The organism is Candidatus Foliamicus sp., assembly GCF_965221325.1.
Classification (GTDB): Bacteria; Pseudomonadota; Gammaproteobacteria; order Steroidobacterales; family Foliamicaceae; genus Foliamicus.
The window spans coordinates 2232435-2254127 of record NZ_OZ244880.1; the positions used below are offsets into that span (position 1 = coordinate 2232435).

The 21693-nt window shown below is 64.4% G+C and carries 19 protein-coding genes; 6 read left to right on the forward strand and 13 right to left on the reverse strand.

Annotated elements, in window-relative coordinates; translation table 11 throughout:
• Positions 1-8: 8 nt before the first annotated feature.
• Together ACWCOO_RS09605 and ACWCOO_RS09610 are read right to left on the reverse strand one after the other, a co-directional pair.
• On the reverse strand, positions 9-1709 hold the full coding sequence (locus tag ACWCOO_RS09605; RefSeq protein ID WP_446830759.1) for an alpha/beta hydrolase: 1701 nt from the start codon (positions 1707-1709) through the stop codon (positions 9-11).
• Positions 1706-2983, reverse strand: coding sequence for an MFS transporter (locus tag ACWCOO_RS09610; protein ID WP_446830760.1), 1278 nt, complete (start codon positions 2981-2983; stop codon positions 1706-1708). Before ACWCOO_RS09610 ends, ACWCOO_RS09605 begins: the two co-directional genes overlap by 4 nt.
• Positions 2984-3052: 69 nt before the next feature.
• Between ACWCOO_RS09610 and ACWCOO_RS09615 the strand changes: the two genes are divergently transcribed.
• Entirely contained in the window at positions 3053-4261 is a 1209-nt protein-coding gene (locus ACWCOO_RS09615; protein ID WP_446830761.1) for an FAD-dependent oxidoreductase, read from the forward strand.
• Positions 4262-4308: 47 nt separating this feature from the next.
• On the opposite strand, the gene ACWCOO_RS09620 is transcribed toward ACWCOO_RS09615, so the two are convergent.
• The gene (locus ACWCOO_RS09620; RefSeq protein WP_446830762.1) at positions 4309-5352 is read right to left on the reverse strand and encodes an alpha/beta hydrolase family protein; all 1044 of its coding nucleotides are present in this window, start codon (positions 5350-5352) and stop codon (positions 4309-4311) included.
• A gap of 102 nt (positions 5353-5454) precedes the next feature.
• Here ACWCOO_RS09620 and ACWCOO_RS09625 point away from each other — a divergent pair, with 102 nt between their 5' ends.
• Positions 5455-7833: a S8 family peptidase gene (locus ACWCOO_RS09625; protein ID WP_446830763.1), complete on the forward strand. Its 2379-nt coding sequence runs from the start codon at positions 5455-5457 to the stop codon at positions 7831-7833.
• A 127-nt stretch (positions 7834-7960) separates the two neighbouring features.
• Here the strand turns inward: ACWCOO_RS09625 and ACWCOO_RS09630 are convergent, their stop codons facing one another.
• The gene (locus ACWCOO_RS09630; protein WP_446830764.1) at positions 7961-8608 is read right to left on the reverse strand and encodes a hypothetical protein; all 648 of its coding nucleotides are present in this window, start codon (positions 8606-8608) and stop codon (positions 7961-7963) included.
• 10 nt (positions 8609-8618) lie between these two features.
• Positions 8619-9464, reverse strand: a complete 846-nt coding sequence (locus tag ACWCOO_RS09635; protein ID WP_446830765.1) for an SDR family oxidoreductase — start codon at positions 9462-9464, stop codon at positions 8619-8621.
• 148 nt (positions 9465-9612) lie between these two features.
• Here ACWCOO_RS09635 and ACWCOO_RS09640 point away from each other — a divergent pair, with 148 nt between their 5' ends.
• Entirely contained in the window at positions 9613-10866 is a 1254-nt protein-coding gene (locus tag ACWCOO_RS09640) for an acyl-CoA dehydrogenase family protein (RefSeq protein WP_446830766.1), read from the forward strand.
• A 136-nt stretch (positions 10867-11002) separates the two neighbouring features.
• On the forward strand, positions 11003-12322 hold the full coding sequence (locus tag ACWCOO_RS09645) for a spinster family MFS transporter (RefSeq protein ID WP_446832041.1): 1320 nt from the start codon (positions 11003-11005) through the stop codon (positions 12320-12322).
• A 24-nt stretch (positions 12323-12346) separates the two neighbouring features.
• On the opposite strand, the gene ACWCOO_RS09650 is transcribed toward ACWCOO_RS09645, so the two are convergent.
• The gene (locus tag ACWCOO_RS09650; protein ID WP_446830767.1) at positions 12347-13561 is read right to left on the reverse strand and encodes a molybdopterin molybdotransferase MoeA; all 1215 of its coding nucleotides are present in this window, start codon (positions 13559-13561) and stop codon (positions 12347-12349) included.
• Positions 13562-13677: 116 nt separating this feature from the next.
• Between ACWCOO_RS09650 and ACWCOO_RS09655 the strand changes: the two genes are divergently transcribed.
• A complete protein-coding gene (locus ACWCOO_RS09655) occupies positions 13678-14055 on the forward strand; it encodes a SirB2 family protein (RefSeq protein WP_446830768.1) in 378 nt (125 codons plus the stop codon).
• Positions 14056-14149: 94 nt separating this feature from the next.
• Here the strand turns inward: ACWCOO_RS09655 and ACWCOO_RS09660 are convergent, their stop codons facing one another.
• The 3 genes from ACWCOO_RS09660 to ACWCOO_RS09670 form a co-directional block, all read right to left on the reverse strand.
• Entirely contained in the window at positions 14150-16612 is a 2463-nt protein-coding gene (locus ACWCOO_RS09660) for a TonB-dependent receptor (RefSeq protein ID WP_446830769.1), read from the reverse strand.
• Positions 16613-16762: 150 nt separating this feature from the next.
• On the reverse strand, positions 16763-17806 hold the full coding sequence (locus ACWCOO_RS09665) for an ATP-binding protein (protein WP_446830770.1): 1044 nt from the start codon (positions 17804-17806) through the stop codon (positions 16763-16765).
• Positions 17803-18498 (reverse strand): response regulator, encoded by a 696-nt coding sequence (locus tag ACWCOO_RS09670; RefSeq protein ID WP_446830771.1) that lies wholly within the window; start codon positions 18496-18498, stop codon positions 17803-17805. The genes ACWCOO_RS09665 and ACWCOO_RS09670 overlap by 4 nt, the downstream gene beginning before the upstream one ends.
• Here ACWCOO_RS09670 and ACWCOO_RS09675 point away from each other — a divergent pair.
• Positions 18497-18769 carry a hypothetical protein gene (locus ACWCOO_RS09675; protein WP_446830772.1) on the forward strand — a complete coding sequence of 91 codons (273 nt, stop codon included), beginning with the start codon at positions 18497-18499 and terminating at the stop codon, positions 18767-18769. The genes ACWCOO_RS09670 and ACWCOO_RS09675 overlap by 2 nt on opposite strands.
• 118 nt (positions 18770-18887) lie before the next feature.
• Here the strand turns inward: ACWCOO_RS09675 and ACWCOO_RS09680 are convergent, their stop codons facing one another.
• From ACWCOO_RS09680 to ACWCOO_RS09695, 4 genes are read right to left on the reverse strand one after another with little or no spacing between them, the layout of a single operon-like run.
• Complete coding sequence (locus tag ACWCOO_RS09680; RefSeq protein ID WP_446830773.1) at positions 18888-19427, reverse strand: DUF2878 family protein; 540 nt, start codon at positions 19425-19427, stop codon at positions 18888-18890.
• Positions 19424-19882, reverse strand: a complete 459-nt coding sequence (locus tag ACWCOO_RS09685) for an N-acetyltransferase family protein (RefSeq protein ID WP_446830774.1) — start codon at positions 19880-19882, stop codon at positions 19424-19426. The genes ACWCOO_RS09680 and ACWCOO_RS09685 overlap by 4 nt, the downstream gene beginning before the upstream one ends.
• Positions 19879-20736: an MBL fold metallo-hydrolase gene (locus tag ACWCOO_RS09690; protein WP_446830775.1), complete on the reverse strand. Its 858-nt coding sequence runs from the start codon at positions 20734-20736 to the stop codon at positions 19879-19881. Before ACWCOO_RS09690 ends, ACWCOO_RS09685 begins: the two co-directional genes overlap by 4 nt.
• Before the next feature lie 9 nt (positions 20737-20745).
• Positions 20746-21669 (reverse strand): NUDIX hydrolase, encoded by a 924-nt coding sequence (locus ACWCOO_RS09695; RefSeq protein ID WP_446830776.1) that lies wholly within the window; start codon positions 21667-21669, stop codon positions 20746-20748.
• Positions 21670-21693: the final 24 nt, after the last annotated feature.

Consider the following 21693-nt stretch of genomic DNA (forward strand, 5'->3'; position numbering starts at 1 on the left):
CCCTTGCTTCAACTGTTGAGGAACGGCGTAACCGCAGCGCCCCATTGCGCCGGGTTGTCGGGCAGCAGCATGGCGCCGACATGCGCGTATTCGCTCGCCAGGCGTTCGCTTAGTTCACGGGCGACGTCCCACTCGGCGGTGGCCAGCAGCACCGGAATACCCGCGTCTGCCAGGCGCTGCCCGGTGCGATAGCGGAAATGCGCATGGTAGGCCTTGCGCCACATGACCGGCGAGCGCAGCACCTCCACCACCCGGCGGTGCACCATGTCGGCGTCCAGGTAAGGCTCGCCCTTCAGTTGCGTCGCGGCCTTGCGCGAGTACCACGGGAAATACACGCCCTGATCGCGCATCATGTGCCAGGCCGCAAGCAGATGCCCACCGTGCCATTCCGGCTTTATCTCAGGCGCATAGTTCTTCAGGAGGTCTTCCTGCTCTTCGGGTGTGTGGTCGATCAGACCGGTCACCACCAGACGCCCGACCCTGCCCGGATGGGCAATGGCCATGTCCAGCAACACCGAACCGCCGCCCCAGACGCCATAGCCGTTCACCATATCAAGGCCTAGGGCATCCAATACCTGCACCAGGGCTTCGCGATAATCGGCCACGCTCACATCGCCTTCGCCGATGGTGTTGTCGGAATCGCCATGTCCCGGCAGTTCAACGGCCAGCACCGGATGGCTGCCGATCAGGGATTCCGCAAGCTCCTGCACCGTGCGCCCCGAGCCGGCGGCGTCGTGCTGCACCACCACCGTGGCGCCGTCGGCGTCAGTGTTGCGATAGACGCGCACCTGCCCGCCGGGAATCGAAACCATCTCGCTCCACAAGCGGCCCTTCAGCGCTTGCGCGGGGGGCGAAGCCGGCGGCGTGGGCGCCGGGTGCGCGGCGAGCAACTCGAAACAATTGTCCAGCGCCGCCTGCCGCGTGGGGCTGGAATAGACCGCCACGCCTGCGGGAGGAGACGGTATGCGCTCCAGTTGCGAAGCAAGCACATCCCCTACCCAGGCCGTAACCAGACCCGGCACGGCAAGCTGCACAACCGCCTCGGAGCCGTCGTGGGCGAAGGCGCAGCCATAAGCGGTGCGGTAGTTGTCGCCGGCGCGCAGGAATTCCAGCACCTCCTTCTGCAGGTGCTCGGGCGAGGGCAGGTCGTAACTCATGCGCGTGGCCGCGCGCAGGTCGTACCAAGGAAAGAACATGAGTTGCTGGCGCAGGCGGGTCCATAGCCACGCCAAGTGGGAGCCATCGAAGGCAGGTACGAAGGCAGGAAGGTAATTGGCCAGCAGGTCGGCCTGTTCCTCCGCGTTGAATGCACCGTAGCCGTTCCCGGCCACCGCGGTGACCAGGGACGGATGCCGGGCGGCCGTTTCCACCGCCATGGCGGCGCCGGTATGAAACCCGTACAAGCCGGTTTTCCTGATGCCCAGCGCGCGAATGAATTCAGCCACGCAATCGGCGAAATCGGCCATTGTGAGGTCATCGCCCACAACGGGATCCGAAGCGCCGTAGCCGGGCGTGTCCGGGGCGATAACGGTGAAATGCTGCCCCCATTCCTGCATCAGGCCGACGTACTCCAGCGAAGATTGCGGCGACTGGTGCAGCAACACCAGGCACGGTCCATCCCCGGCGCGCCGGTAATGCACCTGGCGATGGCCATATTTGCCTTGAATGCTGACGAAATGCCGGCTGATGCTTACTGCTTGTTCGCTCATGTTTCAATCTCCTTGCGCGGCTGCGCGCGGCCGCCCCCAAACCATAACAGCAGTCCGAGCAGGCAGGGCGCCAGAACAATCACCGAGCCGTAGAGCGGCGCATTGGCCCCTTGCTCCTGAAACAATGTGCCGCCCATAGGCGGCGAGATGGTCCTGCCCAGCCAGTTGGACGACTGGAACAGGCCCAGCACCGTGCCGCGTTCCGAAACGGAGGCGTATTTCGATACCAGGCTACTGATGTTGGGCACCAGCAGGGCATTGCCGCTGGCCAGCAGGCCAAGTCCCAAGAGCAGCCACGGGTGTCCGAGCAAGTCGGCCAGCACGGCTGTCATCGGCAAGACGCCGCCGAAGTCCTGGGCCATGTTCGGTGTGAAGCCACTGGACGCAACGGCGCCGAAATTCGCAATGACCAGTAGGCCAGCGGCATACAGCAGTATTCCGGCGGCGATCACGGGCACCTCGGCGACAACCTTGGCCAGCCGCCCAACCACGAAGCCCTGGATGATGGCAACCAGTACGCCGAGGAACAGGAACTGGGCGCCCACATGGCGCGGCCCCCACTCCAGCTTGTCGCCCACCCACAGCGGCATCATCACTTCAAACATGCCCGCTGCCGTCATCCACAGCAGGCCCAGCACCAGGAGGCGGGTAACCGCGGGGCGCCTGCCTACCGCACCCCACTGCCGGAGTTCCGCGGCAAAAGGTTGTGGCTGCGTGCGCTTTTCGGGCGGCAAACTCTCGCGCATGAACAGCAGAATAACAAGCAGGAGAACGCCGGCGAGTGCAGCGCCCAGCAGGCCGGGCTGCAGCAAGCTGGCCGCTTCGACGCTGTCGCCGCCCAGGTAGCCGCCCACGAACGGCCCGAGAATGAAGCCCAGGCTGATGCCGGCGCCCATGATGCCCATGCCCTTGGCGCGATTCTGCGGCGTGGTGGTGTCCGCCACCCAGGCTTGGCTCACGGAAAACAGACCGCCGGCCAGTCCGCCGACGAAACGCGCCAGAAACAGCGTCAGCGCGTCGTAGGCAAAGGCCAGACCCAAAAAAGCGATCATGGTGCAGGCCGAGCAGGTTGCCAGTATCAGCTTGCGCCCGTAGCGGTCGCTCAGCCTGCCCCATATGGGCGTGGCGATAAGTTGGCCGATCGCATAGCTCGCGACGATCCATCCCGCCATCGCTTCGCCGCCGCCGAATTCCTCGGCAACGAACATGATGGACGGGAGCACGATGCTGAAACCCATCGCGCCCAGCAGGACGAGTGCGAAGATGATGAACATAAACCGGAGCCCGGCCAAAGACAGGACGAATTATGCCTTCATGCGCGCCAGGAGTAAGATACGCGCGCCATGACCGATAAAAGCGCCGACGTATTGATTGCCGGAGCCGGGCCGGTGGGCTGCACCGCGGCCCTGGCCCTGGCGCGTGCCGGCGTTTCCGTGATCCTGGTGGAAGGCTGCGATTCGCTGCCACTCGAATTGCGCGCTTCGACCTTTCACCCGCCCACGCTGGACCTGCTGGACGACCTGGACCTGACGAGGCGGCTGATCCCTCTGGGGCTGATCACGCGCGATTACCAGTACCGCGACCGCGCCTCGGGCGAGGCAGCGATCTTCGACCTGGGGCTGCTCGCCGACGACACGGGGCATCCCTACCGCCTGCAGTGCGAACAGTACAAGCTCACCCAGGTGGTGTGCGAGATGCTGAAGGACTACCCCAACGCCCAAGTGCTTTTCGGAAGGCAAGTGATCGGCGCGCGCCAGGACGGCGACCGCGCGCGCATGCTTTGCTTCACGGGCGAGCAGGAGGAGCTGTACACGGGCCGCTACCTGATCGGCGCGGATGGCGCCAACAGCGCGGTGCGCAAGAGCCTGACCATGCGCTACGTGGGCTTCACCTACCCGGAGAAGTTCCTGGTGCTGAGCACGCCTTTCGACTTCGCCGCGCACATGGAAAACCTGAGCAACGTCAATTACGTGGCCGATCCGGATGAATGGTGCGTGCTGCTGCGCACCAGCGACCTGTGGCGCGTGCTGCTGCCGACGGCTCCGGGCGAGCCGGACGAAAAGTTCCTGGCTCCGGAGTATGCGCAGGAGCGGCTTAACGCGGTGGTGCCTCGCGATGAGCCCTATGAAGTCGTGCACCGCACGCTCTACTGGGTGCATCAGCGCGTGGCCGAAACCTACCGCGTCGGCAATATCGCGATCGCCGGCGATGCGGCGCACATCAACAATCCCCTGGGCGGCATGGGCATGAACGGCGGTATCCAGGACGCCATCGTGCTGGCGGAAAAACTGATCGCCATCCTGCGCGAGGGCGCCAGCGAAGAACTGCTGGACGTATATGACGTTCAGCGCCGCACCATCGCCACCGAATTCATTCAGAAGCAGACCATTCAGAACAAGGAGCGCATGGAATCGCTGGACCCGGACGCGCAGCGCAAGCGCCAGGCGGAGTTCATGCGAACCGCGGCGGACCCGGAACGGGCCCGCGCCTTCCTGCTGCAAACCAGCATGATCGAAGCCTGGCGCGACAGCGTGGCGCTGGGTCAAGCCTGACCGCCCGCCGAGGGCCGGCGGCCTGCTTGCCCGCGCGCTTGGCGCGCTTACTTTTGGGCGAAGCGGGCGCGCCCGTCGGTCAGCGCGGCGCGCTGTTCGAAATCTTCGAGGAAACGCCTGGCGTCGCGGTCGTTCTTCACCCAGGCGTCCAGGAAGGCAGTCGTCGCTCCAGCCAGAATCGTTAACCCTTCGTCGTCATGCGCGCCTCCGCGATTGTCGGGGCCGCCACGATCGTCCCGGCAGATCAGCCCGCCGAGATAGTGGTCGCCCTCCTCCAGCACCACCGAGTACTTACGCCCGGGCGGGCTTAGTGAATAGGCCGCCATGCGCCACTCCCAGGGATAGATGGTGGGCCCGCCGATATTGCCGAGATCCAGGGTACCTCCGGTAACCATGACGGGGCCGGGAATTTCGTTAAAGGATCCATCGGCCATTGGCGGCATTTCGCCTACGCCGCTCATAACGATGGCGGCGTCAAAACCCAGCGCGTAACTTACCCTTTCCGCGCTGTGCAGGTCTTTCAGTGGCTGGCCCCAAACCACCTGAGCGATCATTCCGCCGAACGAGTGGCCGGCCACCGCCTTGCGCTCGAAGTCGATGCGGCCGCTCAGGCCCGGAATCTCCTGATCCTGCGCAAACAGGGCTTCCAGAACTCGTCCCACATCCGAAATCCGGATATAGAGCAGATTGCGAATGTCTTCGGGAGTCATCCTGGCCTCCGCCGTGGGGCAGTCGGGGTGTTCCGGAAGCACCACCACATAGCCGTGCGAAGCCCAGTGATCAGTCAGCCCCGAATAGCTTTCCCGGTAGCAATTGAAGCCGTGCGAGTAAACCACCAGAGGGAATGGCCCGTCGGCGTCGGGATAGGCAATGCGCGCCCGCAAGCTGCGCTGCCCGGGTTCGGCGGGAAGCATGTGATTGTCGATCACCTGCACCGCGTAAGGTCCCCATACCGTCTTGTATGCGTTGGGCGCCGCAACGGCCGCGCTGACAAGCGCAAGACTGCCCAACAAGCCGGCCAGCCACGCAATGGGCTTCCGGTCGCGCGATTTGCGCGAAACAGCGGTGGTACGATGAATGCGATTCTGCATAAGCGTATTTCCTCGCCTGGGTCGGCAGTCCAAGCCGATTGCTATACTGCCGGGCCAATAATAATAAGATGATGAGACCGCAGTTGTTCGGGGGTGATTGAGATGATGAGCAGATTCCACGCGGTTTGCCTGCTACTTTCGGTTGTGGGGCTGGCCGCCTGCGGCGGCAGCGGTGGAACCCAGCAGCCGCCAGCGCCGCCGACCGTAACTCCGCCCAGCCCGGGAGGGCCGGACCCCCTGAGTTTCCCCGACGAACCGGGTCTGAGCGCAGCGCAGGAAGACGAGCGCGCCTCGTTTGCCGAGTCATTGGAATTCCAGAATCAATGGAGCCTGTCAGCAATCGGGGCGGACTATGCCTATGCCCGCGGCTATACGGGCGCAGGGGTAACGGTAGGAGTCATCGACACGGGCGCCGACCCGAGTCACTCGGCGCTGGCCGGAAAGCTCCATGCCAGTTCGGGCGTGGTCTCGCAGAGCTGCCCCGGCGGAAACTGTTCGTTCAGCGCAATTCGCGATACCGGATCGCACGGAACCGCGGTGGGCGGCGTCATCGCGGCTGCAAAATCCGGCAACTTGATGCATGGAGTGGCCCACGACGCCGAGCTGCTGGTGCTCGGCATCCGGCTGGGAACCGCTCCGCCCGTGTACCGACCCGTGGACTTGAGCAACCCGGCTTCGTTCCGCAGCCTGGACGAACAGGGCCAGGGGCTCTACCGCAGATTCGGTAGCGCCACCCGGATCATCAACCACAGTTTCGGCTATGAAGGCGTGGTGACCGACTATACCGCGGCCCAGTACCGTGCCGCGTTCGGGCGCACCGTGGAGAGTATGGCGCAGGCCGATGTGCCGGACTCGGAAAAAATCATCCTGGTTTGGGCAGCAGGCAACTCGCGCGGCAGGCGCGACGCCCAGGGAAACCTGGCCGACGCTTCGTCGCCGAATCTAACCGCAGCCACTCCGCACTATTTCCCCGAGTTGCAAGGACATTTCATTTCGGTTGTGGCAACCGGCCCGAGCGGAACGATCGCCTCGTATTCCAACCGCTGCGGCGTGGCGGCGGATTACTGCATCGCGGCGCCCGGCTCGGGAATTTTTGCCCCGGCCGCGGGCAGCAGCCAAGGTTACTTGTCGGCAAGCGGTACATCGCTGGCCGCGCCCCAGGTGGCGGGCGCCCTGGCGCTGATGGAAGAAGCCTTTCGCGGCCAGTTGGGCTCCACCGAAATGGTGAGCCGGCTGTTCGCGGCCGCGGACAAGACAGGGATTTACGCGGATCAGGACACCTACGGACAGGGGCTGCTTGACGTCGAGAAGGCCACGCGGCCGTTCGGCATGACGCGCGCTTCGCTCGGCGGGAGTCTGGACGGCGCCGCGGCGCCGATACAGAACAGCGCCATTGCCGCAGGCGGCGCTTGGGGAGACGCCCTGCATGAAGGACTTGCCGGGTTGGAACTGGCTGTTTTCGACAGTCTGAACGCGCCGTTCTTTGCGCCGATGACTGCATTTCATGCGCCTTGGCCGCTCGATGGCGGGCTGCGCGCGGACCGCAGGTTTTTGCGGTTTCTGGACAGAGGCGCGGCGAGCTCCGGGATTCCGGCCGCGGCGCTGGGTTCGCTGACCCTATCGTCGGCCGTGGGTCTGGCGGCGGCGCTTGACCAGGATCAGATGGGGGACGAGTTTTCCGCCGCGACGCCAACGCCCGGCTTTGCCAATGCCTGGATTGGCTTGGGCGCCGCGGGGCTGGGCATGGCGCACACGCTTGCGGGCGGCGGCGGACGCGCCAAGCTGCACAGTGGCTTCTTCCTTCAGAACTCCGGCGTCACGCGAGGCGAACGATTGATGGCGGAAGGGCGCGCTAGAGGGGCGTTTCTGGGCCTGAATGTGGCCGGCGGCGCACTGGCATGGGCGGCGGAACTGGGCATGTTGCGGGAATCGGAACGCATGCTAGGCGCCGGAACCAGCGGCGCCTATGGCGAACTCTCGGGCAACACCTGGTTTACGCGCATGCACCTGGTACGCCAGCTTGGCCGCGGGCTGCACTTGCTGGCGGCCGTGCAAGGCGGATACACGGCAGGCGAAGCCGGTCGGGGTCTGGTGCGCGGCATGCGGCGCATTTCGAGCAGCGCGTACAGCGCTGCGCTGCGTTGGAGCAACCCGGTTCCGGAGCGAACCGAGAGTGTTTGGCTGGCCGTCATGCAGCCGCTGAGAAACGAATCCGGTCACCTGGAACTGGACTACCCCGTTGGACGCACACGCGCCGGCGGTGTGTTGCGCGAAATCGCGTTGCTTGGCGCCAAGCCCTCGGGACGGCAGAAAGATTTGGCTCTGGGCTACGAGCGGTCGCTGCCCTCCGCATCGGGTGGCGGTGAGGTCTGGCGTCTGCGGCTGGAGCTATGGCGTTCGTTCGAACCCGGCCACCAGCGCAACGCGCGACCGGAGAGCGCGGTATTCGTGGGCGTTCTCCGAAGTCTCGCGGCCGGCTAGCCGACAAGACCGGCCAGCGTCCGCACCCTGCCTTAGCAGCCCCTACGCTCCCTGCCTTGGCGGCCCGTCACGGGAGCCCGCGTCGAGTTGCCAGGGACGCCGCCTGACTTTCAGCGAATCGGGCTGCCTATTGACCGCCGCTGGCGGCGGCCATGTCGCGCTCAACTGCGCGCACCCAAACGCGGCCGTCATCGCCGACAGGCGAAACTTCCAGGCCCACGCCGATCACGTCCGCGTAAGCCTGCAGGCGCTGCCGCACCCAGATGTCGTGTACCTCATCCTCGGTGAGGTCATGCTGGCCAAGCCGCCGAGTCTGGGTGAGCACCCGTGACCAGGGCGACTGCCAGGCGCGATAGCCCGGCTTGCTCTCCGTCTCGAATACGAGCTGGTAGTGGCAGGAGGTGCGGTCGATCATGCCGACCATCACCATCTCCAGGTCGCCGGTGCGCTGGTAGTGCTTGCGGATGCGTTTCAGCAAGGGATCGAGCGTCTTCACTTCGTGGGCAATCAGATCGTCAATCATGCCGCGGTCCTTGGCGAACTGCATTTGCGACAGCAGCGCCTTCACCAGCGCGTCATTGATTTCGTGAACGTACGACTCGTCCTCGTGCATGGTCTTGAGCACCACCCCCAGCGCCAACCCCAGTTCGCGCTCCCGCCCTTCCAGGCCGCTGCTGGCGCCGCTGAACTGCGAATCGCCGCTAGGCTGCGCCAGGCACAGGGAAGACGCCGCCATGGCGGCGCTGGCAATCAGGGAAAGACTAATTTTGTTCATTGCGTACCTCCTACCAGGGTATGACCTGTCCATCCACATTGATCGGCAGGCCCGGGTCGTCAACCGTCGCGGCGGCGATAATTTCCACCATGCCGGCCACGCTTTCGTCCGTCGCCAGTGCCGGACCCCGGTAGCCGGATTCCCGCAGCAGGCTGGTGTCGACCTGGCCGGGCGCAACCAGCAATACGGCCACCCCGCGCGGCTTCAGGTCGGTGCGCAGGGCCCGCCAGCCCATGTTGAGCGCGGACTTGCTCATTCGATAGAAATACATGCCCTGCATGCGGCCCATCAGCGTCATGGAGCCGAGGCCGCTGGTAAGGGCCACTATCTTGCCGCCGGCCGCGGCGACGTTGTCCGCCAGCGCTTCCGAAACCCGCAGCGGGCCGAACACGTTAACCGCCATGGTTTGCTCGAAGCGAGGGTAATCCAGACCGCCCAGACTCTGCTCAGGCAGCGGGCCCAGGATCGCGGCGTTGTTGATCAGCAGGTGGATGGGTCGGTCTGCAAGCCGCTCGGCAAGATCGACAATGTGATCCTCGCGGGTTACGTCCAGCAGTGCGACCTCGAAATTCTCATGCTCGGCAGCTAGCGCGTTGAGTTCCTCCGCCTGTTCGGGGCGGCGACAGGTGGCGACGACGCTCCAGTTGGGGTCCTGCGCATAGTGCTTGGCGAAGGCCAGCCCTATGCCGCGATTGGAGCCGGTAATCAGCACTGTGCTGGGGCCACTGCCCGCCGCTTTCGCGGCCGTCGCAGTTTTGGCATTGGGCACCGCAAGCTGCAGGGCCAGGGCAGCGGACAGAGCGGCGAGCGGCATGCACAAGCGCCGAAGCTTCAACGATCGACCGTATGGATTCATGCAGGAACCTCCCTTTCGTGATTGTATGCTAGTAAAGCGGAGTCGGCGCCCGCTCGGGATTTGCAGCTAAACTTGCCGACCTGTGCCGTTGTGCAGGAGCCCGGCGGCAGCAACGTTATTAAGGAAATTACAAGCGAGGAGTTTGACTGTGGCGCAAACCAAGAGAGCGGCGGCGTCCAGCGCGCAGCCCAGCTATATTCCAACCACGGAGGAACTGGTGCTTGAGGCCCGCAAGCTGGTGCCGACGCTGCGTGAGCGAGCACAGGCCACCGACGAGTTGCGCACCCTGCCTGAGGCAACGGTGAACGACCTGAAAGCGGCCGGCATCCACAAGATCTTCACCCCGCGCCGTTACGGGGGCTTCGAGATGGATTGGGGCGCCCACATGGATGTGTCTCGTGAACTGGGCCGCGGCTGCGGGTCCACGTCCTGGGTGGTTTCGGTGGTGATGTCCCATACCTGGCTGCTGGGCCGCTTCCCGGAGCGTGCCCAGGAAGAGTTCTGGCCGGACCACCCGGACGCGGTGATCGCCACCGCGTTTGCCGGCGGCGGCAAGATGGAGCCGGTGGATGGCGGCTACCTGCTGTCCGGTCAGTGGCGTTTTGCAAGCGGCGTGGATCACGCCGACTGCGCCGTCGTGGGCGGACGCTACAACGTCCAAGGCCGCTCATCCGAAGGTTCCACGGTGAAATTTCGCATGGCGCACCTTCTGCCGGGCGATTACGAAATTGTGGACACCTGGCACGCCGAGGGTCTGAAGGGCACCGGCAGCAAGGACATCCTGGTGAAGGACTTGTTCGTGCCCGAGTATCGCACCGTCCTGTCCGACGAGTTAGCCGGCGCCGACCCGCCGGGCGCCAAACTGCACCAAAGCTATATCTATCGCGTCGAGCTGTCGCAGTATTTCTACACGCTGCTCTGCGGTCCCATGCTGGGCGCCACCCGCGGCGGCATGGAGCACTATCTGGAGCAGACCCGGGAACGCACCGGCCAGATGTTCGGCGAAAGCGTGGTCGAACAGATTCCCGTTCAGATCCGGGTGGCGGAATCGTACGAGGAGCTACGGGTTGCGGACCTGATCATCGACAACCTGATGGAGTTCCTGCACGAAGCCGGCAGCGCGGGCAAGACGATCAGAGGCATTGACCGTTTGCGCATCCGCCGTGAGCCAGCCATGGCGGCCAAGCTTTGCCTGAGTTCCATAACGCGGCTCGCCAACATGATGGGGGTTACCGCGCAAACCGGGCACAATCCCGTGCAGCGCCACTTCCGCGACATGCGCACGATTTCGACGCACGGCGGAGTGCATTGGGACAATGGCCTGACGCCCACCGGCAAGCTGCTCCTCGGCCTCCCCACCGGCGACCCGCAAACCGATGTGGACCTGGAAAAAGGCCAGTAGCCCACCTGCGGCTCCAGGCGGCGCCGTAACGCAGCGCCAGACGTGCCGCATCGCGCGCTGAGGACCAACGCGGCGAGGCTATCTCGCCCCTTGTGAGGGTGGCCTGCCCCGACTCCCTGGCGCTGTACGCGTGAACATGAATTCCGGCCGTCCGTCCCCGCTCGTGGCCTGGTACGCCGTGGGCGTGCTGATGATCGCGTTCATCTTCTCGTTTCTGGACCGCCTCATACTGTCGCTGCTGGTGCCGCCGATCATGCGCGACCTGGAAGTTTCCAATTTCGCCATCGGGCTGTTGGGAGGACTCTACTTCGCGATCTTTTATGCGCTGATGGGCCTGCCGATAGGCCGGCTGGCCGACCGCAGCAGCCGCAAGCTGATCGTGAGCGCCGGAATTTTTCTCTGGAGCGCAATGACCGTGGCCTGCGGTCTGGCCCGCAACTTCTGGCACCTGGCGCTGGCCCGAGTGGGCGTGGGCGTGGGCGAAGCCACCTTGTCGCCCTGCGCCTACTCGCTCATCAGCGACTACTTCCCCAGGGAACGTCTCGGCACGGCGCTGGGCGTGTTCCAGTGCGCCGCGTTTATCGGCGCGGGGGTCGCGTTTCTGGTCGGTGCGCAGGTAATCGAACTGGTCGCCGCCATTCCGTTCGAACGCCTGCCCCCGGGATTGGCCGCCTTCCTGACTCAGTTCAGGCCATGGCAACTGGCGTTCATGATCGTGGGCCTGCCCGGTGTGCTGGTGGCGTTGCTGGCGCTGACCATACGCGAACCGGTCCGGCAGGGCCTGATGCAGGGCGTGGATCAGAAGATACCCTGGCCGGAAGTTGCGCGGTTTTTTTCGGAGCGCTGGCGCATGTTCCTGGCCCACTTTTTCGGGTTTGCCATTCTGGCCGCGCCGATCGCCAATATCCTGCTGTGGGGCCCGACGCACATGATTCGCAACTTGGGCTACAGCGCTTCCGAGGCAGGCCGGCTGATGGGCTGGATTCTCTTGCTTTGCTCGCCGGCCGCAGTGCTTGCCGGCGGTTGGTTTACCGATTTCCTGCGCCGCAGGGGGCGCGTGGACGCGCCGTTTCTGGTAGGTATTGTGGCGGCCGCGGCGCTCACTCCACTGTGCTTGATCACGACGCAGCTCGAGAGTGGTTTCTGGACGCTGGCTCTAATGGTTCCCTACGCATTTTTCGGCTGCTTCGCCGTGGCCAGCGGCCCGGCGGCGCTGCAGTTGGTCGCGCCGAACCAGTTGCGGGCCACGGTATCGGCGGTCTGGATGCTTGCTCTGAACATACTGTCCGCCGCGGCTGGACCCACAGCGGTGGGCCTGGTGATAGACGGTGTGTTCGGATACGACGAAGCAGTGGGGCGCTCGATCGCACTGGTCGGTGCTCTGGCAGCACCGGTGGCGGGCATCTTCCTGCTCTACGGCCTCAAGCATTTCCGCAACGCGGCGCAGGGGGAATAGCACGGCCAGCGCGCCGATGTCGGATCAGAGGGAATAGCAGTCCACGGGCGCGCCCGCTTCGTAACGACCTCCCTCCACGCACAGCCAGCAATCCGCGGCCGCCAGTGCACTGGCCTGCGCGGGGCGCTGAGGCTGTACAAGCGTGACCTCGCCGGAGCGTCCCGTGCGCCGAGCCAGCAGGAAGTGCGTGTGGCCGGCGCGCAATTCGCAAGGAGCGGCAAGGGTGGCTTGGCGCGGTTCCTCCGCGCGCATTCCCATGCAGGCACGCATGCCGGGCCAGGCCAGGAAGCGCATCCCGGCGGCGGTAGCCAGGGGATTGCCGGGCAGCCCGAAAACCGGAACTTGGCCATCAAGCAGCGCCAACAGGGCCGGCTTGCCGGGGCGCATGGCAACACCATGAAACACGACATTGGCGTCAAGACATTGCAGCGCTTGACGAAGAACATCGCGCTTCCCGACCGATGCGGAGCCGCTGGAAACCAGTGCCCGGGCGCCGGAATCCAGCGCGTCTCGAAATGCCTGCGCCAGTTTTGCGGGATCATCGGCCACGTGGCGGGTCAGCGTGACAGGCAGTCTCCGCTCGGCGCACCAGGCGGCAAGCCAGGCAGCGTTGACATTGGGGATTTCGCCACTAGCCAGAGGCGCGCCGGGAGGGCGCACCTCGCCTCCGGTGGTAAACAGGGCCAACGACGCCGGCATGCGGACATGCAAGGCGTCCACTCCAGCCGCCGACAGCAGGGCCATGTGGCCGGCGTGAAGGCGTTGGCCAACAAAGTCAAACGTCGCGCCGGAAGCATATTCTTCGCCCATACGCCGCAGGTTGCGTCCTGCTTCCACCGGTTGCCGCAAGCGCAACAGCCTCGCGCTGTCGCGATCGATTACGTCGGCTTGCTCCAAGGGCAGCACTGCGTCCAGCGGCGGCGGTGTATGCGCGCCCGTCGCCACCCGCAGTGCGCAGCGCGCTTCCGGCGGTGGCGCTTCTGCATAAGCTCCCGCCTTGAGTTCGCCCGCAATCGCAAGCGTCACTGGCGATTGCAGCGTGGCACCTTCCGTATCGTGCGAACACAGCGCGTAGCCGTCCATCGCAGCGTTGTTGAAGGCCGGCGAAGCCAGCGTGCCGATAACGGGCCGGGACGCCACAGCACCCAAGGCCTGCGCGACCGGAATCCGTTCCTCCGGTCCCGGCTTGCAGGCATCGGCAATGGCGGAGCGCGCGTCGCTGTAGGGCAGGCGCTTCACTAAGCGGCCCGTACTTGCTCGGGCGCAGTAATACAAGCCCATGCCCGGACGGCTCGACCGATTCCAAGCCTGCGCTCGCAAGAAAACTGCGCAATGCGCCTAAAATACGCGCCGCTGTGAGTTACCCCTTCGCTCTGTGGGTGCATCTCCTCGCGGCGGCCGCAAGCCTGAGCGGTTTCGTGCTGCGCGGCGTGTGGATGTGGCGCCGTTCGCCCTTGCTGCGTCATCGCGTCACGCGTGTAGCACCGCATATTAACGACACGATTCTGTTCGGCAGCGCGCTCTGGCTGGCCGTCAACCTGGGATTGTGGCCCTTGCCTGTGTGGCTGATCTGCAAGCTCGCCGCCGTTACGCTCTACATCGTGAGCGGAGCCCTGGGCTTGCACTATGCCGCCACCACGGGCCAGAGAAAGCTGTTCTTCTGCCTGGCGCTGGCTCTGTTTTCTTACGTGGTGGCGGTTGCCTATCTGAAGCATCCCCTGCTGCTTATCTGATCGGCCGGGGCTGCGACTAGGGCCGAGCGAATAATGATGGCTGGATCGTCGCGGGAGGGACGCGGCGTCTGCCGCTCCCTCCCGCGAGATTACTCTAGAACCTGTAGTTCAGCGTCACACCCACTTGGCGCCCACGCGGCAGCGTAACCGCGAATCCGCGCGGCGTGCTGGACGGATTGCCCAATTCGCCGGTGACAGCGCCCGGGATGGTTGCGGGGCTGGGCAGTCCGCCGTCGCGCCGGTCGATGTAGCGCAGAATGTCGAGCGGGGTATCGTCGTCGAACAGGTTCTTGGCCCACAGCGAGATTTCCAGCGCGTCGCGGTTGACGCCCAGGCGCAAGCCGACCCGCGTAATGGCGCCGGTTTCTATCAGGTTGTGTACCTGGCTGAACCGCGAGCCTTCATAGACCACGTCCCCCACCAGGAACCAGGAAAATCCCGAGGCCATCTGCGCGCCGTCGTAGCGGGCCACCAGCGCGGCGGTATGCTCGGGTATCCGCGGCACTGTCTTGCCGGCCACGGAGCCCAAGCGGTCCAGGTCAAACAACGACCCGTTGGCGCCCAGCAAGTCGGCCTGGTCGGAGTTGATCCACTGGGTGATCTCCGCCTGGGTCCAGGAATACCCGACGTTAAGCGTAAGCGCGTCCGTCAGCAGGGTTTCGACCTCCACTTCCAGTCCGTTGATCTCGGTTTCGCCGACATTGTCGATCAGCGAGGCGCTGGTGCCGGTAGCGGTCTCGATGACGGTGGTGAACTGCTGGTCGGTGACTTCGGTACGGTAGGCGGCCACTGTAAGGGCCATGCGCCCGTCCAAGAGCCGGCTCTTGTAGCCCATTTCGTAGTTCCAGGCCTCTTCCTCCTCCACGGCGCGGAATGACTCATCGGGCTGTCCATCGGGGCCTATGGGCACCTGATCGTTGAACGTGCCCGGCTTGGAGCCTTTGGAGATGTTGAGGTAGAGATTCGCGTCCTCGTTCGGTCGGTAGCTCAGCGTAACGCGGGGATTGAACGAATCGAACTTGTCGCTGTTTTCGCTCGTGAGGTCGCTGGCGTCTCTGGCGTTATAGACTCGCACCGTCACGTCGTCCTGGGCCCAGCGCGCCTCCGCGGTGGCCGACCACTTCTCGTTGATGTCCCACTCGAGACCGCCGAACACCGCCGTGTTGGTGACGTCGTCAAGATCGAAAGTGGAGTTGGGCAACACCGTCCCGGCCACCAGGCCATAACCGAGCGATGCCGCAGATTCGGTGACAACTTTGGAGTCGAGCAGTTCGTGACTCTTGCCTTTGTAGTAATAGAGCCCTACTGTCGCCCGCAGCGATCTGTCGGACGGTGAGACCAAGCGCAGTTCCTGGGAAAAATCGGACTGATCGTAGCGCAACATGCGCTGGAAGTTTCCGCAGAAACCGATGATTACGCAGAAGGTTCGTCCCAGAGTGGGACGCAGGAACGGCGGAAGTCCCTGCACCCAGGCCACGCCAAAGTCATAGCCGCCGTAGCTTCCGTCAAGAAAGTTGTCGGCTTCGTCGTCGATATTGCCTGTGAGGCTGGACAGCCGCCAATCGTTGCCGAAATCGTAGTGCATGGTTAACGATGTCTGCAGGCGCTCCAGGCGATTGCCCGCGCCACCGGCGGCATCCAGTTCTTCGGTCAACAAGGCCACCGGAAGGTTGCGTTGCGCCTCACCCTGGTAGTACTCCCGAGCACGCGGACCGGTCACGCCGCTGATGTCGGGACTGCCGGAAGGCGCACCCCGGAAGCAGCAGTTGTTGAAGTCGCGGCCCTGCAGCGCGACGGCGAAGTGACCGTCATCCACTTCCTGGTAGGCGACCGCCAGGGTGGCCTCGAAATTCTCGCTGGGTGTGAAGATCAGCTTGGCCGCCACGTTCATGGTTTCCTCGTCGCCGACTTCCTCGCCGGTAACGGTATTGACGTGCTCGCCTCCGTATTGCGTGTAGCCCGCGGAAAGCCGGAAATACGCGCGGTCCGCAACCAGCGGTCCGCTGACCCAGGCATTGACGTTGTACGATTCGTGCTGCGCGCCACCGACGGAGATTTCGCCTGCCAGCTCTTCGGTGGGCCGGCGGGTGACGTAGTTGATGGCGCCGGCATAGGTGCCCCGGCCATACTGCGCGGACTGCGGACCCTTGATGATTTCCACGCGTTCGATATTGGCCAGGTCAACCGAAGACACCAGTCCGCCTACGTAGACGCCATCTACGAAAGTGGACACCGCCTTAACGCCGGCAATGCCGTTAAGTATGGTGGTTTGACCGCGCACTGCCGGGCGATCCAAGGCTGCATTGCGCCCGAAGCCGGAGTGAAACGAAAAGCCTGGGATGTAAAGGGCGAGGTCGTCCATGGACCCCAGTCCCAATTCTCGGATATCGTCGGAGGTAAACGCGCTTACTGCGATCGGAATGTCCTGCACGGACTCCTCGCGCTTACGGGCGGTTACGATAATTTCTTCCAATGCGCCTACCTGGGCAGGCAGAGGGCGCGGCGCAACAATCACGCCCACGGCAAGCGCGCAAAACGCGGCGAATCTGAATCTCATTAGATTTCCTCTCAAGCGGGGGATAACCAGCCACTAGGGCAGGCCGGCTCGGAATTATGCAATATTTTGCAGCACCTTCAAACTACCGCCAGCGGGCGCGAACGTGCCCAGGCGGCCAGGGAGATTCGCTTCCTTGCACGCTACGCGTCTTCAGCTCGGCGCCACACCCGGAATGCGAACAGTTATGCAGGCGCCGCTACCCGGCGGACTCGCTACCTCGACACCGCCGCCGTGGGCCTCCGCGATCAGACGGCACAAGTAGAGCCCCAACCCGTGGCGCCCCGTGCCTGCTCCGCGCGACGGGTCGGCGCGGTAGAAGGCATGGGTGACCTGCTCAAGGTGTTGCGGCTCGATACCCGGCCCGTGGTCCTTGACCCGGATAATCGCCACGTTTTCCTCCATGGCGAGGCTTACTTCCACCGGCAGGGCATCCGCCGGGTTGTAGCGCAGAGCATTCTCCACCAGATTGCGCACCAGCATGCGCAGGCGCGGAGGGTTTACGCTCAAAACCGCAGGCGCCGGCGGCAGGGTCAGGGTCACGCGGTGGCGGTCATTGGGGAAATCGCCCCGCATCACATCCGCCATCAGCTTGCTGAGGTCCACGCGCGAGCGGGACAATTCGCGACTGCGGGTATTGAGGCGCTCGCCTTCCAGCAGTTCGGCGATCATGCGTTCCATGTTGGAAAGGTCGTACTCCAGGTGCGCACGCACCTCCTTGTCGTGAATGAACTCCAGCGCCAGCCGCGCGCGCGTAAGCGGCGTACGCAGTTCGTGGCTCAATGACAGCAACAGTTCGCGCTGTCCGCCCAGCATGCGCTGGACTTCGTCTGCCAACTGGTTGATCCGTTGCGAAAGCCTCCCCAACTCGTCCTGCCGGCGAATCGGAATCCGATAGTCGAGCTGTCCTTCCCGGATTCGCCGCGCCCCGATGCGGATGTCCTCCAGCGGATAGAACAGCCGCCGCACCGCCAGGTAGCAGCCGCCCACCACCGCCACGCAAACGCCATAGATGAAGACGCGCATCATCACCGGATTGCGCTCGCGCGGAAAAATCTCCGTGCCGATGAAGGCACCCAATGACATCAAAAAGAGCGTGGCAAAAAATATCAGAATCAAGCGCACGGGCAGCGAGCGCCAGGCGGCAATCGGCCTGCGGGCAAGCCAGGCAAGCGCGCTTACGAAGCGGCCGCTCATGTCTCGTCCTGCGTCCTGAGAAACACGTAGCCAACCCCGCGTATGGTGCGAATGAAACGCGGATTGGAGGGGTCGTCATCCAGCTTCTGACGCAGCCGGCTGATATTGATGTCCACCGAGCGCGAAAAGATGTTCGGCTCGATGCCGCGCAGTTCCGCGAGTATTTCGTCGCGCGTGAACACCCGGCCTGGTTCGGCCGCCAGCAGTTGCAGGAGATTGAACTCCATGGACGTGAGCTCGAGCGGCGCACCCTGCAGAAGCGCCTCGCGCCGATCGAAGTCGAGCCTGAGTGGGCCATGAACAGCCCCGCCGGACGGGGTGCCAGCACGCTGAACCCGGCGCAGGATGGTCTGGATGCGGGCCACAAGCTCGCGCGGCTCGAAGGGCTTGGCCACGTAGTCGTCGGCGCCCACCTCCAGTCCCACCACGCGGTCGGTAACATCGCCGCGGGCCGTGAGCATGATGATGGGCACGCTGCTGGACTTGCGTATTGCGCGGCATAGCTCGAAGCCATCGCGCCCGGGAAGCATCACGTCCAGTATCACGAGATCCGGCGAGAACGACGCCAGTTTGCGCATTCCCGCGTCTCCTTCAAGAGCCGATTCAAGCTCCAGGTCGAATCGGCTGAAGTAGGCCCGCAGCAGCATTCCAAGCTTGGCGTCGTCGTCGATAAGCAGGATGCGCGCCGGCATGACGGATGAATTTTATGGCCGGATTCGCCGATCTGGGATCGATCGGCCGGCCCGTTACAAAATGTTACGAAACGTTACCTCGGAGAGAAGAAAAAAACGTCTGCGCCCGTATCTTTATCCCTGCATCAAGAAGCGATGCAAAGGAGCAAGACCCATGACACTGATTTCGAAAGCTGGCGCCGGCAACTTGGGCGTCATCGGTGAGGCCGTTCTGTTCGCAGTGGCCTTTGTCGCCCCGCTGGCAGCCATGTCATCCATTTTAGGCATCTAGCCGAATAATCCTAGCAGCGGCAACCTTGTTCCCGGTTCTCCCCTCCCGAGAGACCTCCCCCAAATCCCGGGAACAGGGTCTGGCCGCCCCCGGTATCTTTCCTCCCCCCGGGGGCGGCCTAGCCGCCCTTTCTCTTGAGCGCGCCGCCCATTTCCACAAGTAGCGGCGTTACGGCGGCATAAAACACACCCACCGCGATATAGAACGCCAGTGTGGCGTCCGATCCGGCGCCCAGAGTGATCCCACCGAAATAGGCAAAAGGAGCGCCTAAGGCGCCCAGCGCTGCCGCAAGCAGACGTCTTCCGCGCAGCCAGGCAAGGCCATCTATGCTCATCAACGAGAACGATCCCCACAGCGCAAGAATCCATGCCGGCGCGATAACAGGATGTGGCCAGCCCGGCGCGTAGAGTATCCACCCGGCTTTGTGAACAATGGTTTCCAGAATCAAGCCGAGCGCCAGTCCGGTTCCCAGCACCGCCAATTCGCAGTTGCGTGCGCGGGAAAAGGCAATCTGCACCACCGCAAACGCCAGCAGGGCCGCAAGACCCAGCCAGTAGGCGCCATTGGCAGCCCCCAAGACGGTGCTGAGCCAAACCACTTTGAAGCCCACCACACTGCGCAGGAGACCCGCGATCCGCCCCAACTGCAAAGCGGTCATGCGACGTCTCCGCATTCCATCACTGCGTAGCCGCTGGGCCGAAACCCCAGCGCCCGATAAGCCGCAATCGCCTTGGCATTCTCGCGCTCCACGTAGAGCCGCAGCAGGCAACCATTGTGGCCGGCCTCTTCAAGCACGTGCTTGCAAAGCCTGCGGAATACGCCGCGCCCGCGGTGGCCTGGCGCAGTATATACACTCTGAAGCCACCAGATCATGCAGTTGCGCCAATCGCTCCATTCGGTGGTGATCATCAACTGTCCTATCGCCAGACCCTCGGCGGATACTGCGAGGAAATAGCGCCCCAAGGCGGGATCGGCGAAGATCCTGGAGACCCCCGCCGCCACCGTGCGGGCATCAAGCCGCAAGCCTTCCGATTCCCGGGCAAGCGCGATGTTGAACTCGACTATGGTGGGCGCATCTTGCGAGTGCGCCGGGCGCACGATGATCGCGCTCATGGTAGATGCTGAGCGCTGGCTCGCCACCGACCTGTGCGGCAACGAGCCTTGCCTTCGGCCTCAAGTTTGTGCAGATGCGCCTCCAGGGACAGGGCAGCCACGGAATGTAGCCGCTCGGCAACATCATCGTAAACGCGCGGGACAAGTTCGCCCAAGGCCACGGGCCCGATTCTATCCAGCACAGCCATCACCTTGGCCTCGCGCGCCTCGCGGTGAGCGATGAGCGCCGCAATTTCAGCACGCGGTCGGTCGATCCAATGGCCATGACCGGGCGCCAGCGCTTCGAGCGGAAGTTTGAGCACACGGCGCAGGGATCGCATGTAGTCCGTCATGTTGCCGTCAGGCGGAGCAATCACTACGGTAGAGCCCTGCATTACGTGGTCGCCCGTGAACAGAACACCGTGCGCGGCAAACCACCAGCAGAAGTGATTGGAGGCATGGCCAGGTGTGTGGACGGCCTTGAGAACTACTCCTCCGAGTTCCACCTGCTCGCCGTGTCCGGGCTGCTGCGAGGGCCGGAAGCTGCGGTCCTGCCGCCCGGCCGGCGGCGGCGCGGGGCCAATGACGGTCGCTCCGGTGCGTTCAGCCAGCAAGGCGGCGGCAGGCGAATGATCGGCGTGGGTGTGCGTTACCAACACCCATCGAATGCGTCCGGGCGCCTTGGCAAGCAGGTTGTCAACATGCTTGCGCGATGCGGGGCCCGGGTCCAGCACTGCCAGGTCGCGCTCACCCAGTATCCAGGTGTTGGTGCCGGGGCCGGTCATCATGCCCGCATTGAAAGCGGTTATGCGGTGGATGTCGGGCGCCAGCCGCACGATTTCGCCAGGGCGAATGGGCTTGCGCGGAACAGGCATGGTCGCCTCTCAGCCGTCCTTGGCGCTGCGCCGGCCAGCTTGGGCGCCACTGCCGACTGCGCTGGAACCGGAAGCTTGCAGCGGCTCGGGGGGCGCAGGCGGCTGGAACGTGGGCGGCGCCTTGGAGCGTAGCGACGCCGGGGAGCGCTCCATCGTGAACGGTCCCAGCACCTCTCCCGTGGGCAGGCAGGACATCAGCTTGCCGTTTATTCGCCGAACCTCAGGGCACATCGCCGTAACGGAGCGGCTGCCAACCCTGCGGGCCCAGTCCAGCGCTTGATCAAGGTTGTTCATTCCGGCCAGCGCGCGCAGCAAGTGGCGGGTCGGAGGCGCCAGCGCACTATCCCCTTGCAGAGCCAGCGCAGGACTGAACCACCGCACCCGCAAAGCCTCTTGCCCGTCGGCGCGGGCTGTGGCGCCGGGCGGGGCGGCGGCAACGAAAAACCGCGTCGAGAACCGGCGCTGCGCCAATCGGGGCGTTATCCAGTGGGCGACGTAATGCAGGCGCCTTGCCGGGAAACGCCAGTTACCTCGGCGGCAGAGATCGGCGAACCCGGCATGTCCCGCAGTGAGGGCCCGGCGCGCGCCCGGTGCGGCGCGCAGAGCTTGGCCGGAACAGTTCACCGCGATGAGCATGCCCGTCTCTTCGAAGGTCTCGCGGATCGCCGCTATCCAGTACGCCAGCCCATCGCGGTGCACCGATAGCACGCGGCTGGCTGCCGCGTTTTCCATGGCCAGACAGCGGCGGTAGAGTGCCGGATTGCGGTCCTGCGCGTCCAGCACACCTCCGGGAAACACCCAGGCGCCGCCGAACGTTGCGCGCGCCGGCCGTTTCAGCATAAGCGCCTCGATGCCGCCGCGTGCGCCGCGCAGCAGCATGAGTGTCGTGGAGGGTAGCGGCGGGCTGGACGCGCGTGGTGGCGGGGCGGACATGAGCGGAAAATGCTAGCATCGCAA